This window comes from Rhodococcus sp. SGAir0479, assembly GCF_005484805.1.
Taxonomy (GTDB): Bacteria; Actinomycetota; Actinomycetes; order Mycobacteriales; family Mycobacteriaceae; genus Prescottella.
The window spans coordinates 1,007,850-1,021,997 of the sequence record NZ_CP039432.1; the positions used below are offsets into that span (position 1 = coordinate 1,007,850).

The 14,148-nt window shown below is 70.1% G+C and carries 13 protein-coding genes; 6 read left to right on the forward strand and 7 right to left on the reverse strand.

Features of this window, described 5'->3' with window-relative positions; all coding sequences use genetic code 11:
* Positions 1-14 precede the first annotated feature (14 nt).
* A complete protein-coding gene (locus E7742_RS04670) occupies positions 15-887 on the reverse strand; it encodes an aldo/keto reductase family oxidoreductase (protein WP_137797877.1) in 873 nt (290 codons plus the stop codon).
* Positions 888-1,014: 127 nt separating this feature from the next.
* Here E7742_RS04670 and E7742_RS04675 point away from each other — a divergent pair, with 127 nt between their 5' ends.
* Entirely contained in the window at positions 1,015-1,437 is a 423-nt protein-coding gene (locus E7742_RS04675) for a winged helix-turn-helix transcriptional regulator (RefSeq protein ID WP_137797878.1), read from the forward strand.
* 6 nt (positions 1,438-1,443) lie between these two features.
* Here the strand turns inward: E7742_RS04675 and E7742_RS04680 are convergent, their stop codons facing one another.
* Positions 1,444-3,042 carry an adenylate/guanylate cyclase domain-containing protein gene (locus tag E7742_RS04680; RefSeq protein ID WP_137797879.1) on the reverse strand — a complete coding sequence of 533 codons (1,599 nt, stop codon included), beginning with the start codon at positions 3,040-3,042 and terminating at the stop codon, positions 1,444-1,446.
* Positions 3,043-3,084: 42 nt separating this feature from the next.
* Here E7742_RS04680 and nucS point away from each other — a divergent pair, with 42 nt between their 5' ends.
* Positions 3,085-3,774, forward strand: coding sequence for an endonuclease NucS (gene nucS / locus E7742_RS04685; protein ID WP_137797880.1), 690 nt, complete (start codon positions 3,085-3,087; stop codon positions 3,772-3,774).
* Positions 3,775-3,801: 27 nt separating this feature from the next.
* Positions 3,802-4,122 (forward strand): ATP/GTP-binding protein, encoded by a 321-nt coding sequence (locus E7742_RS04690; RefSeq protein WP_137797881.1) that lies wholly within the window; start codon positions 3,802-3,804, stop codon positions 4,120-4,122.
* 3 nt (positions 4,123-4,125) lie between these two features.
* Here the strand turns inward: E7742_RS04690 and E7742_RS04695 are convergent, their stop codons facing one another.
* The gene (locus E7742_RS04695; protein WP_137797882.1) at positions 4,126-5,055 is read right to left on the reverse strand and encodes a hypothetical protein; all 930 of its coding nucleotides are present in this window, start codon (positions 5,053-5,055) and stop codon (positions 4,126-4,128) included.
* A 96-nt stretch (positions 5,056-5,151) separates the two neighbouring features.
* On the reverse strand, positions 5,152-5,631 hold the full coding sequence (gene mce / locus E7742_RS04700; protein WP_137797883.1) for a methylmalonyl-CoA epimerase: 480 nt from the start codon (positions 5,629-5,631) through the stop codon (positions 5,152-5,154).
* Between the two features lie 91 nt (positions 5,632-5,722).
* Here mce and E7742_RS04705 point away from each other — a divergent pair, with 91 nt between their 5' ends.
* From E7742_RS04705 to E7742_RS04715, 3 genes are all read left to right on the forward strand, one after another.
* Positions 5,723-6,916 carry an acetyl-CoA C-acetyltransferase gene (locus E7742_RS04705; protein WP_137797884.1) on the forward strand — a complete coding sequence of 398 codons (1,194 nt, stop codon included), beginning with the start codon at positions 5,723-5,725 and terminating at the stop codon, positions 6,914-6,916.
* An 87-nt stretch (positions 6,917-7,003) separates the two neighbouring features.
* Positions 7,004-7,375, forward strand: a complete 372-nt coding sequence (locus E7742_RS04710) for a DUF3817 domain-containing protein (protein WP_137797885.1) — start codon at positions 7,004-7,006, stop codon at positions 7,373-7,375.
* Positions 7,376-7,478: 103 nt separating this feature from the next.
* Positions 7,479-8,384, forward strand: coding sequence for a tetratricopeptide repeat protein (locus tag E7742_RS04715; protein ID WP_137797886.1), 906 nt, complete (start codon positions 7,479-7,481; stop codon positions 8,382-8,384).
* Between the two features lie 52 nt (positions 8,385-8,436).
* On the opposite strand, the gene E7742_RS04720 is transcribed toward E7742_RS04715, so the two are convergent.
* The 3 genes from E7742_RS04720 to E7742_RS04730 are packed head-to-tail and all read right to left on the reverse strand — an operon-like array spanning position 8,437 to position 14,112.
* Positions 8,437-9,882 carry a neutral zinc metallopeptidase gene (locus tag E7742_RS04720; protein ID WP_137797887.1) on the reverse strand — a complete coding sequence of 482 codons (1,446 nt, stop codon included), beginning with the start codon at positions 9,880-9,882 and terminating at the stop codon, positions 8,437-8,439.
* A 13-nt stretch (positions 9,883-9,895) separates the two neighbouring features.
* The gene (gene glgB, locus E7742_RS04725; RefSeq protein WP_137797888.1) at positions 9,896-12,106 is read right to left on the reverse strand and encodes a 1,4-alpha-glucan branching protein GlgB; all 2,211 of its coding nucleotides are present in this window, start codon (positions 12,104-12,106) and stop codon (positions 9,896-9,898) included.
* Entirely contained in the window at positions 12,103-14,112 is a 2,010-nt protein-coding gene (locus E7742_RS04730; protein WP_137797889.1) for a maltotransferase domain-containing protein, read from the reverse strand. Before E7742_RS04730 ends, glgB begins: the two co-directional genes overlap by 4 nt.
* Between the last annotated feature and the right edge of the window lie 36 nt (positions 14,113-14,148).

Consider the following 14,148-nt stretch of genomic DNA (forward strand, 5'->3'; position numbering starts at 1 on the left):
GGCAGCGGCGTGGATCAGCGGGCGATACCCTCCAGCCGGTCGATGTCCTCCGGGGCGAGCGCTACTGCCGCGCCGGCGACGTTCTCGCGCAGATGCACGGTCGACGACGTACCGGGGATGAGCAGGATATTGGGCGAGCGCTGCAGGAGCCACGCCAGTGCGACTGCCATCGGCGTGACTCCGACTCGGGTGGCCACCGCCGACAGCGCCTCGGCCTGCAGAGGCGTGAACCCTCCGAGCGGGAAGAACGGCACGTACGCGATGCCGTCGGCGGCCAGTCGGTCGACCAGTTCGTCGTCCTGGCGGTGCGCCAGGTTGTACATGTTCTGCACGCAGACGATGGGGGCGATGCTCTGCGCCTCGGCGACCTGCGCCGCGGTGACGTTGCTGACGCCCAGGTGCCGAATCAGGCCCTCACGCTGAAGTTCGACAAGGGTCTCGAATGCCGGGGCGAGTGAGCCGTCCCGAGGTCCCTGCGCATTGCCCATGCGCATGTTCACCAGGTCCAGGGCGTCCACGCCGAGGGTCCGGAGGTTCTCGTGGACCTGCCTGCGCACGTCCTCGGGCCGACGGGCCGGCGGCCAACCACCCTGCTCGTCGCGGTCCGCGCCGACCTTGGTGGCGATGAACAGCGTGTCCGGGTAGGGGCGGAGCGCCTCCCGAACGAGTTCGTTGGTGACGCCCGGTCCGTAGGCGTGACTGGTGTCGATATGGGTGATGCCGCGGTCGACGGCCTCCCGAAGGACGCCCAGGGCGCCGACGCGGTCGGCCGGCGGACCCATCACCCCGGGCCCGGCGAGTTGCATCGCGCCATACCCGAATCGCGTGACGGTCGCGTCGCCCAGGGTCCAGGTGCCTCCGGGAAGGTCGGTCGAGGGTGAATTCATCGTGGTGCCTTTCGTGTCGAGGGCGGTGGCGTCCTCCGCCTCCGTGATCCAGTATTGGAGAGTTGCTTCCTGTCGGAAAGTAGGCACTTTCGAGTGCGTAACCCACCCTCGGGTGAGAGGAGATCTCGTGACGACCACGAACGCCGCCCAGAACAGGGCCCGGGCCAAGGCGGAGTACAACGCGTTCCTGGCGGTGTGCCCCAGTCGCCAACTGCTCGACCGGATCTCGGACAAGTGGGTGGTGCTGGTGCTGTGTGCGCTGGGCGGCGACGGCGCCGGCGCGCCGGAAACGCCCGGGCCACTGCGGTACTCGGAGCTCGCGCGTCTGCTGGCCGGGGTCAGTCAGAAGATGCTGACCCAGACCCTGCGCTCCCTCGAACGCGACGGCCTGCTCACCCGCACGGTGACGCCGACGGTTCCTGTCACCGTCACGTACGAACTCACCGAACTGGGCTCGTCGTTGCACGAGGTGACTCGCGGCCTCAGGAACTGGGCCCAGAACCACATGCCCGAGGTCCTCGGGCACCGCGAGGAGTACGACGCTCGCTGACCGCGGTCAATCGGACGAGATGACGACCGAGGGCTGCGCGTCGGCGACGGCGGAGCCCTCCTCGACCGCCCGCGCCAGCTGGGTATCCGACGTCCGGCCCCGGAGCGTCACCCGTTCTCCGCAGTGCCAGTTGCGCGCCTCGGTCGCCCGCGCACGCTCGACGGTGGTCCACGAGGCGAGGAGTCGAGCGGGGTCGGCCTTCGCCAGCTCCGACAGGCGGGACGCCTCGTTCACGGGATCGCCGATCACGGTGTACTCGAACCGTTCTCGTGCGCCGATGTTGCCCGCCACCGCGGTGCCTGCCGCGACACCGATCGCGGCACGACACTCGGGTACCTCGTCGGCCAGGCGCGACGCGATGGCGCGCGCGGCCGACAGTGCCTGCCCGGCCGCGTCGTCCAGGTCGCGCGGTGCGCCGAAGATCGCGAGAGCGGCGTCGCCCTCGAACTTGTTCACGAAGCCGTCGTGGCGGTCTACCTCGTCGACCACCACGTCGAAGAAGCGGTTGAGAAGCGTGACCACCTCCCGCGGCGGCCGGGTGGCGGTGAGTTCGGTGGACCCGATCAGGTCGACGAAGAAGACGGCCACCTCGCGCTCCTCGCCGCCGAGGGTCGGGGGCGAGACCAGGGCGGCCGCGGCCACATCGTGGCCGACGTGGCGCCCGAACAGGTCGCGGATGCGCTCACGCTCGCGCAGTCCGTCCGCCATCCGGTTGAATCCGGCTTGGAGCTCACCGAGCTCGGTGCCGTCGTAGACCACGATCGCCGTGTCGAGTCGCCCGTCCTCGATGCGCCGCATGCCGACCTCGACGGATCTGATCGGTGCGACCGTCGCCCGCGCGTTGAGCAGGATCAACAGCAGTCCGAAGAACAAGGTGATGGCACCGAGTCCCAGGATCGCGACTTCGAGCTGGTTCCTCGACGTGTCCTTGCTGAAGTAGCTGTAGACCGCGACGATCATCAGCCCGGCCACCGGAACACCGGTCCCGAGGATCCAGGCCAACAGCGTGCGGCCCACCACACCGGCCAGGCGGGCGCTGGGGCGGATGCCGGTCTCGAGGGCGCGCGCGGCGGCCGGCCGGAGCGCGAACTCGCTGAACACGTGACTGAATGCGCAGATCGTGATGCCCCCGAACGCGATCGTGAAGCCGACCTTCGGGATGGCCTCCGGATCGACGAACGCATATGCGGTGGTGAGGGAGACGAACGCCAGGCTCCACTGGCCGATCTGCATGCGGGTGAGGCGCCACGGCATCGTGAGCGCCTTCCTGCGGTCGCGGTCGGTGGGTGTGCGGTCCTGCACGATCCACTGCAGACTGCGCAGCGCCCGCCGCGTTCCCCGGATCGTCCCGACCAGCAGCGCGATCGCCAGGTAGACCGGGACGACCACGAAATTGAGGAACCGGAACTCGGGTTCGAGCAGATCGGGGCCCGGCACCACGAACGTGAGCAGCACGGCGACGACGGCGGCCCCGATGACGTTGGCCCCGACGAGCGACGTCGTGAGGAGGGTCTGCACCCGGATGCGTCGGATACGAGGAGTCTCGGTGGGGGTTCCGAGCAGACGGGAACCGAGGGGCGTGGCGGCGGATCGGCGCGGATGCATGGTCGTTCGAGACTAGTCCGAACAATCCACTAGGGTGGGCTGGTGCGTCTTGTCATTGCTCGTTGCCGTGTCGATTACGTCGGTCGTCTGACCTCGCACCTGCCGATGGCCCGGCGTCTGCTCCTCATCAAGGCGGACGGATCGGTCAGCATCCACGCCGACGACCGCGCGTACAAGCCGCTCAACTGGATGAGCCCGCCGTGCTGGCTGACGGAGACCACCGACGGTGCCGGCGAGGACGGTGCCGCCGCGCAGTTGTGGGTCGTCACCAACAAGGCCGGCGAGGAACTCCGGATCACGATCGAGGAGATCGAGCACGACTCGAGTCACGAGCTCGGTCTCGACCCCGGACTCGTCAAGGACGGCGTCGAGGCCCATCTGCAGGAGCTGCTGGCCGAGCACGTCGAGACGCTGGGCGAGGGGTACACCCTCATCCGCCGTGAGTACATGACGGCCATCGGCCCCGTGGATCTGTTGTGCCGCAACGCCGACGGAGCGACCGTCGCGGTCGAGATCAAGCGGCGCGGCGAGATCGACGGGGTGGAGCAGCTCACCCGGTACCTCGAACTGCTCAACCGCGATCCACTGCTCGCGCCGGTGAGTGGGGTGTTCGCGGCGCAGCAGATCAAGCCGCAGGCCAAGACGCTGGCGACCGACCGCGGCATCCGCTGCCTGGTCCTCGACTACGAGGCGCTGCGCGGCACCGAGAGCACCGAGTTCCGTCTCTTCTGACGTCTCGGCGCCCCCTAGACTGGTGGGGTGCCGCGCCGAAACCAGCCCCGCAAGCCCGTCCGTCGGTCCGACGACGGGGGTACCGGCGGCCTCTTCGGGAACGCCCTCGCCCGCGAGGAGGCCGGCCCCGCCGGCTACGACGACGAGCGGTACCTGGTGCGTCGGATTCCGGGCGCGCGGGCGACCAAGACGTATCGGTGCCCGGGCTGCGATCAGGAGGTGCGCCCCGGCGTGGCGCACGTGGTCGCGTGGCCGGTCGACGCCGGCGGCGCCGACGACCGCCGGCACTGGCACACCGGATGCTGGGCGGGACGCCGCACGCGAGGTCTGACCCGCCGCTGGTCCTGAGCGCTACGCGCGGGCGGTGACCTCCGCGTCGCCGGTCTCGGCGGGGGCGTCGACGTCGTCGTCGGAGTCGGTCTCCGCCGCGTTCTCGGCGTTGTCGAGCAGCTCGGCCTCCCGATTCACCGATGCGAGCATGGCCGGCACCGAATCGAGCTGACCGCGAATACCGAGGAGCTGTGCGAGGATTCGGCTCCGCAGGACGCGCAGTTCCTCGGCCAGTTCCTTCGCGTGCGCGATCTTGCGCTCCGACTGCTCGGTGGCCTCCTGGACCAGACGCTGGGCTTCCTGGGTGGCCTCGGCCAGCCGGCGCTCGGCCTCCGCCTTGCTCGTGGCCTCGAGCTCCTCGATGTCGGCGATCGTCTTCGCCCGTCGATCCGCCATCGTGATCTCGAAGTCCTGCTGCACCTGGGCGCGCTTGGCCTCGGCCTCGGCGGTGAGCCGATCACGCTCGGCCCGGGCCGCCTCGACGATGCGCTCGGCCTCGGCGCGCGCGGCTTCCATGGTGCGTTCGTGTTCGCGTTCGAGCGCGGCGCGGCGCTCGTCGAGCTCGGCCGACTTCGTCTCGTACTGACGGCGGAGGTTCTCGCTGTCCTGCTCGGCGACCGAGATCATCTCGGCGGCATCGGCCTCGGCCTTGGCGCGGACCTCGGACGCCTCGTCCGACGCGAGGCGCAGCATGCGGGAGATCCGCTCGCTCATGCCCTCCGCGGTGGTGGGCGGAACCGAGAGACGGTCGACGTCGCGGCGCAGTTCGTCGATCTCGTCGCGCGCGTCCTCGAGTTGGTTGGCCAGTTCCCGCGCCTGCGCGGCGGCCGCGTCGCGGTCGGTCGCCATGAGCCGGAGCTCGGTGTCGAAACGGTCGAAATAGCGCCGAACCTCGTCCTTGTCGTATCCCTTGCGGACGATGGTGAACGGCATGCCGCGGTCGTAGGCCATGCCCGCCAATCTACCGGGGGCGCCCACTGCAGCGCCCGCGGAGTGGAACCGGCCCCTTCACGCGGGCCCACTCCGCGGTGCTGCCCGGAAACCGGGTCAGTGGCCGCCGTCGGCGGCCGGCTCGACCAGCTCCACCAGGACCCCGCCGGCGTCCTTGGGATGAACGAAATTGATGCGCGAATCGGCGGTGCCACGGCGCGGCGCGTCGTACAGCAGCCGGACGCCGGCGTCGCGGAGCTGCGCGCTGATCGCCTCGATGTCGGTGACGCGGTACGCCAGCTGCTGCAGGCCCGGGCCGCTGCGGTCGATGAACTTCGCGATGGTGGAGTTCTCGTTCAGCGGCGCCAGCAGCTGGATCGCGGGGGCGCCGGCGGGCGAGCCGACGACCGTGAGCATCGCCTCGCGGACACCCTGCTCCTCGTTGACCTCCTCGTGGGTGGAGACCATGCCGAGGTGCTTGCTGTACCACTCGATGGCGGCGTCGAGGTCCGGCACGGCGATGCCGACGTGGTCGATCGCGGTCACGAGCTGCGAGGACAGTCCGCTCGCGGCGGGGTTGGGGGACGAAGATGTCATGTATCAGACGGTAGCGCTACCGTTTGAGTTGTTCTCGCCGGGTCACGGCACGTCGTCGCGGCTCGGACCAAGATCGACCGCTGGAGGAATCTTGACCACTTCTGTCATCGTTGCCGGGGCGCGGACCCCGGTCGGACGACTGCTCGGGACCCTGAAGGATCTCTCGGGCTCCGACCTCGGCGGGGTAGCGATCAAGGGCGCGCTGGAGAAGGCCGGTGTCGCGCCCGACCAGGTCGACTACGTGATCATGGGTCAGGTCCTCACCGCCGGTGCGGGCCAGATGCCGGCGCGTCAGGCCGCCGTCGCAGCGGGGATCCCGATGAGCGTGCCCGCACTGACGGTCAACAAGGTGTGCCTGTCCGGTATCGACGCCATCGCGCTGGCAGACCAGTTAATCCGCGCCGGCGAGTTCGACGTGGTCGTCGCGGGCGGTCAGGAGTCGATGTCGCGGGCTCCGCACATGCTCGAGAAGAGCCGCGAGGGCTTCAAGTACGGCGATGTGACGCTGCGCGACCACATGGCGTACGACGGCCTGCACGACATCTTCACCGACCAGCCGATGGGCAACCTCACCGAGCAGCGCAACTCCGACGACGATCAGCGCATCGCCCGGGAAGACCAGGATGCGTTCGCGGCCGCGTCGCACCAGAACGCCGCGCGCGCGTGGAAGGACGGGCTGTTCGCGGACGAGGTCGTGCCGGTCACGATCCCGCAGCGCCGCGGTGAGCCGATCGTGGTGAGCACCGACGAGGGCATCCGCGCCGACACCACCGTCGAATCGTTGTCGAAGCTGCGTCCAGCGTTCGCCAAGGACGGGTCGATCACCGCCGGTACCGCGTCGCAGATTTCCGACGGTGCCGCCGCCGTCGTGGTGATGAGCAAGGCCAAGGCCGAGGAGCTCGGGCTCGAGTGGATCGCCGAGATCGGCGCGCACGGCGTCGTCGCCGGCCCGGACTCGACGCTGCAGTCGCAGCCGGCCCGCGCGATCGCCCGCGCGTGCGAGCGTGAGGGCATCGACCCGAAGGATCTGGACGTCGTCGAGATCAACGAGGCGTTCGCGGCCGTCGGTATCGCGTCGACGCGCGAACTGGGCATCGATCCGGCGAAGGTGAACGTCAACGGCGGCGCGATCGCGATCGGTCACCCGCTCGGTATGTCCGGCGCACGCATCACGCTGCATCTGGTGCTCGAACTGCAGCGCCGCGGCGGCGGTGTCGGTGTGGCCGCACTGTGCGGCGGCGGCGGACAGGGCGACGCCCTCATCGTCCGGGTGCCCGCGAAGTAGCCTCCGTGCCCGCACGACGCCCCGTGGCCGGGACTGTGACCAGTCTCAACTACGGGGCGTCGTAGGTCATCAGGCAGAATGACGGCCATGGCAAACATCCTCGACGTGTCCACCGCCGCGAAGCGGTTCCGCCTGGTCGCCCTCTGGGAGGCCGTCACCTGGGCGGCGCTGCTGGTCGCCATGTTCTTCAAGTGGGTGCTCGGATACGAGGAAGCCATCCGCATTCCCGGCATGGTCCACGGCATCGCCGGATTCATGCTGTACGTCGTCGTGACGCTGGTGACCGCCTGGTCGCTCAAGTGGGACGTGAAGACCCTGCTCCTCGCGCTCGTCTCGAGCGTCCCGCCGTTCATGACCATCTGGTTCGAGCGGTGGGCCGCGCGGAACGGCCGGCTGGGTGAGCTGTCCGTTCCCGGTCCGAGTGCGGCCGGCGAGCCCACCCCCTCGTCGGTGCGCTGACGCCGAGGGATGCGGGCCGGAATGGCTGCCGGCCCGCATCTCGTGACAAACTGAATCCGTGACTCGACCCGGTTCTCGTCCGTCCCCTGCAATCGCTGCGGCCATGTCCGGAGCCGTCGACCTCTCCGGTCTCAAGGAGCGCGCAATGCAACCGCCGAGCGCGCCGCCCACCGGCCCCGGCAGCGATTCCGCCCCGGCGACCGGCACCGGCCTGGCACCGGTCGTCGACGTCACCGATGCGACCTTCCAGACTGAGGTTCTCGAGCGGTCCATGCAGGTCCTGGTCGTCGTCGACCTGTGGGCCACGTGGTGCGGGCCGTGTAAGCAGCTGTCCCCGGTGCTGGAGAAGCTCGCACACGAGGGCGGCGGCACCTGGGTGCTCGCCAAGGTCGACGTCGACGCGAATCCGGGCATAGCCCAGGCCTTCGGCGTCCAGTCCGTGCCGACGGTCGTCGCGATCGCCGGCGGTCAGCCGCTGGCCGACTTCGCCGGAGCCCAGCCCGAACCGCAGCTGCGGCAGTGGATCGCCGCGCTGCAGGAGGCGGTCGAAGGCAAGCTCGCCGGCCCACCCACCGGCGCCGAGCCGGAACCGGAGCCGGAGGACCCGCGCTTCGTGGCCGCCGAGAATGCACTGGACGAGGGCGACTTCGCCGGCGCCGAGGCCGCCTACGAACTCATCCTCAACTCCGAGCCCAACAACGCCCAGGCGCAGGCCGCGCTGCGGCAGGTGAAGTTCCTGGGCCGCGTCCAGGACCTGCCCACCGACGCGATCGAGGCGGCGGACGCGCAACCCGACTCGATCGACGCGCAGTTCGCCGCCGCCGATGCCGAGCTGTACTCGCAGCGTCCGGAGGCTGCCTTCGACCGGCTCGTCGCGCTCGTGCGGCGGACGGCCGGAGACGACCGGACCCGGGTGCGCACGCGGCTGCTCGAGCTCTTCGAGTTGTTCGATCCTGCCGAGCCGGTCGTGACCGCGGCTCGACGGAAGCTGGCGTCGGCCCTGTACTGAGCACCGTGTTCGACGGCCGAGCGTCGGGCCCCGCCGGGCCCGACGCAGTGGCTCACCGGTAGCGGCCGTCGCACGCCTGTTGTCCGGCCAGCACTCCGGTGCGGAACGCGTCGACGCGGGAGAACCCGCTGGGCACGGTGTTGCCGTCCACGTCGCTCGCGGCCAGCCCGTCCGACAGCAGACCGGAGATGGCCTCGTCGAGGTCGCCCGCACTCAGCCACACCCCGCGGCTGCCGTCGGTGGTCTGGGCGTTGCCCGGACTCAGCGCGGCGGTGACCGCGCCCGACAGGCACGCCGCGCGCAGCGCCGCCCGCGGACCGCGCAGCGACATCCCCGACGCCTTCTGCACCGCGAAGGTGTAGCGCGACGCGAGCAGCACGTACGCGCTGTAGTCGCCGGTGATGTCCACGCTGATGATCGCGTCGCTGTCGGAGTCTCGCGGGCGTCCTCGTTCGGCCAGGGCGGGCAGATCGACCCCGATGGTGTTGGTGGTCGCACAGTACGAGACCGGCTCGGTCGCTGCGCCGTCGGCGCATCCGGTGTCGGCTCCCGCGAAGTCCAACGTGGGCGGATCCGCCAGCGCGAAGACGGCGCCGAACGACGCGACGATCGCCCGCACGGACTCCTCGGTGACAGGCAGTTCGCCGTCGTCGGCGGTGCCGTCGAAGCTCTGCGGCAGTTCGGCGCGGCGAGACAGGATCTCGTTCGTGTCGATCCGGGTGCAGGCGCTGGGCCCGTCGGTGAATCCGAGCTGCACCGCGGTGACCCGTTCGAACGCCGAACCGTGCGTCGATTCCGGATCGCTCGGGTCGGTGTCGCGGACCGACACCGTCGCGGCCAGCACGGAATTGAGGCCGTCGGACGTGTTGAGCGTGAAGTGCGCGGCGCCGTCCTCGGCGATGTAACGGACGAAGGCGCCGGCGAAGCAGTCCGCCTGCTGCTCGAACACGATGCCGGGGTCGTCGTCGCCCACGAGGCCCGCCTTCTGCTGCACCGCGTGCCCGTACTCGTGGGCGAGGACCATGACGGCCGCCATCGGCCCGAACGCGTCGACCAAGCTCGGCAGCAGGTATTCGCGGTCCCAGCCGATCGCGTCGTCCTCGGTGCAGTACCCGGCGTTGACCTCGTCGCGGGTCTGGAAGCCGCAGAACTCGGGAGCCGCGGGATCGTCGGGGTTCCACGACACCAGCGTCCCGACCGGACGGAAGGTGCCCTTGAAGATCGTCGGGTACTGGCCCGCCCAGTAGGACTCGATGTCGGTGATCGCGTTGGCCGCCAGGGTGTCGATCGCACCTCGGTCGGTGCCGACCACCGCTCGGTTGGAGTCCGGAACGCCGGGCCGGGGGCCGCTCGGCCCGCCCTGGGCGGGCAGTCCCGCGACGGTGAACGGGTCCTCGTAGATCGAGACCGCGCGTCCGCCGACGGTCGACGCACACCCCGTCACGACGGTCGCCACCACAGCCACCAGCGCGAGCAGTGCCCGCACGCGCGACGTCATCGGTCGAGCCCAGTCACCCGGTGCCCCCTCCACGTTCCAGCCTCATCCAGATACCTGCGCTCGCCGGCAGCGTCACCTCCGCCGACGCGGGACGACCGTGCCACGGATGCTCGGTCGCCGTCACCGCACCGAAGTTTCCCGTTCCCGATCCGCGGAAGTCGCGTGCGTCCGTGTTGAGGATCTCAGACCACACGCCCGGTTCCGGCAGACCCACGCGATAGCTCGAATGCGTCGACCCGGAGAAGTTGAACAGGCACGCGACGATCGAACCGTCGCTGCCGTAGCGCAGGAAGCTCAGCACGTTGTTCGCGGTGTCGTTGGCGTCGATCCACGAGAACCCGCCGGGCGTGGTGTCGAGCGTCCACAGAGCGGGGGAGGCGCGGTAGACCGCGTTGAGTTCGCACACCAACTGCCACAGGCCGCGGTGCAGATCGCCGGTCGCCGGGTCCTCGAGTTGGCCCCAGTCCAGCCCGTGTTCCTCGGACCATTCGGTGCTCTGCCCGAACTCCTGACCCATGAAGAGCAGCTGCTTGCCCGGGTGCGCCCACATGTACGCCAACAGCGCCCGCACCCCGGCGGCCTTCGCTCGGTCGTCGCCGGGCATCCGGGACCACAGGGTGCCCTTGCCGTGCACCACCTCGTCGTGACTGATCGGCAGCAGGTAGTGCTCGCTCCACGCGTACATCAGCGAGAACGTGATCTCGTTGTGGTGGAAGGTGCGGTGGATCGGATCGCGCCGCAGGTAGCCGAGTGTGTCGTGCATCCAGCCCATGTTCCACTTCATCGTGAATCCCAGGCCGCCCACGCCGGTGCTCCGGGTGACGCCGGGCCACTCGGTGGACTCCTCGGCAATCGTGACGACACCGGGGTGCAGCTTGTGCACGGTCGCGTTCATCTCCTGCAGGAACGCCACCGCCTCGAGGTGTTCCCGGCCGCCGTGCACGTTGGGGGTCCACTGTCCCGGCGGGCGCGAGTAGTCGAGGTAGAGCATGGACGCGACAGCGTCGACGCGCAGCCCGTCGACGTGGAACTCGTCGATCCAGAACAGCGCGTTCGCCACCAGGAAATTACGGACCTCGCGGCGTCCGAAGTCGAAAACGTGGGTGCCCCAGTCGAGTTGTTCCCCGCGCTGGGGGTCGGCGTGCTCGTAGAGGGCGGTGCCGTCGAACCGCGCGAGCGCCCACTCGTCCTTGGGGAAGTGCGCGGGCACCCAGTCGACGATGACGCCGACCCCGGCGCGGTGCAGACGGTCGACGAACGCGCGGAAGTCGTCCGGGGTGCCGAAGCGGGCGGTTGGGGCGTAGTACGAGGTCACCTGGTAGCCCCACGACCCGCCGTAGGGGTGCTCGGCGACGGGCAGCAGCTCGACGTGCGTGAAGCCGGCCTCGATGACGTACCGGCTCAGCTCGTCGGCCAGTTCGGTGTAACCCAGCCCCGGCTGCCACGAGCCGAGATGGACCTCGTAGACGCTCATCGGTTCGCGGCTCGGGTCGATCCCCGCCCGTCCTGTCATCCATTCGTGGTCGCTCCAGCGATGCGCCGGCTCGGTGACGATCGACGCGGTCGCGGGTGGGACCTCGGTGGCGAACGCCATCGGGTCGGCCTTGTCGCGGACGACGCCGTCGCCGCCGTGGATGCGGAACTTGTACATCGCGCCGGGGCCGACGTCCGGGACGAAGAGTTCCCACACGCCCGTGCCCCCCAGGGCCCGCATCGGGAACGTCCGCCCACCCCACAGGTCGAACTCGCCGAGCACACTCACCCCACGGGCGGCGGGCGCCCACACCGCGAACGACGTCCCGTGCACGACACCGTCCGGGGTCTCGTAGGTGCGGCGGTGCGCGCCCATGACGTCCCACAGGCGTTCGTGCCGACCCTCGCCGAACAGGTGCAGATCCAGTTCACCGAGGGTGGGCAGGAACCGGTAACCGTCCGCGGTCACGACGACGTGGTCGCCCGGATAGGTCACCACGAGGCGGTAGTCCGCGAGGTCGCGCACCGGTAGCAGCGCGCTGAAGACGTCGTCGGCGACGGGGTGCAGCGGATGGTCCCGGCCGCCGATCCGCACCGACACCGACTCGGCCCCCGGTCGCAGCGCGCGGATCACCGTGCCGTCGGCGTGCGGGTGCGCGCCGAGCACCGAGTGCGGATCGTGGTGGGTGCCCTGCGCCAGCAGTGTCAGGTCCTGTGGGTCCGGGGGACAGACCGCCGTGGGCGCGCTCACGGGTTGTGGTCCCGGTCCGCGAGCCGGCGGCGAGCCTCCAGGGGGACCGGTGGCAGCGCCAGGACGTGCGCACACGCTCGCCACGGCTCCAGCCGCACGAAGTTGTGCTGCCCCCACTCGTACTGTTCGCCGCTGACCTTGTCGTGCACCGACAGGTGGTCGTGCCAGTCCCGGCCGAGGGCCGGCAGATCGAGCGAGATGAACCCCTGTTGTGCGCCGAACGGGTCCAGGTTGACGACGGTCAGCACCGCATCCCCGGTGACGGGGTCGAACTTCGAGTACGCGAGGAGCGCGTCGTTGTCGACGTGGTGGAAGTGCAGGTTCCGCAGCTGCTGCAGCGCCGGATGGGCGCGCCGGATCCGGTTGAGGGTGGCGATCCACGATTCGAGGGATTCACCCCGCGCGCGGGCGCCGGCGAAGTCCCGCGGGCGCAATTGGTACTTCTCCGAGTCGAGGTACTCCTCGCTGCCCGGCCGCACCGCGACGTGTTCGAACAGCTCGTAACCGGAGTACACGCCCCACGTGGGGGACAGGGTCGCGGCCAGCGCGGCCCGCAGCGCGAACATGCCCGGTCCGCCGTGCTGCAGACTCTCGTGGAGGATGTCCGGCGTGTTGACGAACAGGTTGGGACGCGCCTCGTCGGCCTTGGCGGCGAGCTCGTTGCCGAACTCGGTGAGCTCCCACTTGTGCACCCGCCAGGTGAAGTACGTGTACGACTGCGTGAAGCCGCGTCTGGCCAACCCGTACAACCGCGCCGGCCGGGTGAACGCCTCGGACAGGAACAGCACGTCCGGGTCGCTGCGCTTGACCTCCGCGATGAGCCACTCCCACAGGTCCGGCGGCTTGGTGTGCGGATTGTCGACCCGGAAGATCTTCACGCCCGCCCGGATCCAGTGCCGGACGACGCGCAGGACCTCGGCGTGCAGTCCGTCCGGGTCGCGGTCGAAGTCGAGAGGGTAGATGTCCTGGTACTTCTTGGGCGGGTTCTCGGCGAAGGCGATGGTCCCGTCCGGCAGTTCGGTGAACCACTCGGGATGCTCGCGCGCCCAGGGATGGTCGGGGGCGCACTGCAGCGCGAAGTCGATCGCGACCTCGAGTCCCAGCCGCTGCGCGTCGGCGACGAACGCCTCGAAGTCGGCTTCGGTCCCGAGCCGAGGATGGATCGCGTCGTGCCCCCCGTCGGCCGAGCCGATCGCCCACGGCGACCCGACGTCGTCCGGGCCGGCGGTGAGGGAGTTGTTGGGCCCCTTGCGGTTCACCTCGCCGATCGGGTGGATCGGCGGCAGGTAGACGACGTCGAAACCCATCGCGGCGATCCGCGGCAGGTCCTCGGCGGCCGTCGCGAACGTGCCGTGGCGGGGTGCGCCGTGTTCGTCCCAGCCGCCCGTGGACCGGGGGAAGAACTCGTACCACGAGCCGAACAGCGCGCGGCGACGATCGACGACGACGTCGTACGATCGCGACGACGTCACGAGTTCACGCAGGGGTCGCGCTCGCAGCGCCTCGGCGACCTCCCCGGCGAACGCCGGCGCGACGCGCACGGGGAGCTGGCGATCCGATCGCAGCGACGCCGCCACGGCCAGGAACCGGTCGCGGTCCCGAGGCTCGGCCTCGGTGGCGGCCCGCTCGAACAGTTGCGCGCCGACCTCGAGGTCGTTGGCGAGGTCGGCGGGACCCTGCCCCACCCCCAGTTTCGCTTCGACGGCGTGACGCCACGTGCTGATCGGGTCGCCCCACGCCTCGATGCGGTAGCTCCACGTGCCCACGGCGGCGGGGGTGAAGGTGGCGTGGAACGCGTCGAGCTGCGGTCCCGGATGCATCGGGATGCGGAGAACATCGCCCGGACCGCCGGGTCCCTGGACCACGAGTGTGGCGGCGACCGCGGCATGCCCTTCCCGCCACACCGTGGCCGACACCGGGAAGACCTCACCGACCACGGCCTTCGCCGGGAACCGCCCTCCGTCGATCGAGGGCAGCACATCGTCGATGGCGAGGCGAGCTGGCACGCGTACTCCGTTCGGGCTCCGGCTGTCCCGGGGACA

What these genes read in the sequence shown, in the direction of transcription:
- E7742_RS04670 (WP_137797877.1), bottom strand. Translation starts at nt 887, where the DNA reads ATGAATTCACCCTCGACCGACCTTCCCGGAGGCACCTGGACCCTGGGC.
- E7742_RS04680 (WP_137797879.1), bottom strand. Translation starts at nt 3,042, where the DNA reads ATGCATCCGCGCCGATCCGCCGCCACGCCCCTCGGTTCCCGTCTGCTC.
- E7742_RS04695 (WP_137797882.1), bottom strand. Translation starts at nt 5,055, where the DNA reads ATGGCCTACGACCGCGGCATGCCGTTCACCATCGTCCGCAAGGGATAC.
- mce (WP_137797883.1), bottom strand. Translation starts at nt 5,631, where the DNA reads ATGACATCTTCGTCCCCCAACCCCGCCGCGAGCGGACTGTCCTCGCAG.
- E7742_RS04710 (WP_137797885.1), top strand. Translation starts at nt 7,004, where the DNA reads ATGGCAAACATCCTCGACGTGTCCACCGCCGCGAAGCGGTTCCGCCTG.
- E7742_RS04715 (WP_137797886.1), top strand. Translation starts at nt 7,479, where the DNA reads ATGTCCGGAGCCGTCGACCTCTCCGGTCTCAAGGAGCGCGCAATGCAA.
- E7742_RS04720 (WP_137797887.1), bottom strand. Translation starts at nt 9,882, where the DNA reads ATGACGTCGCGCGTGCGGGCACTGCTCGCGCTGGTGGCTGTGGTGGCG.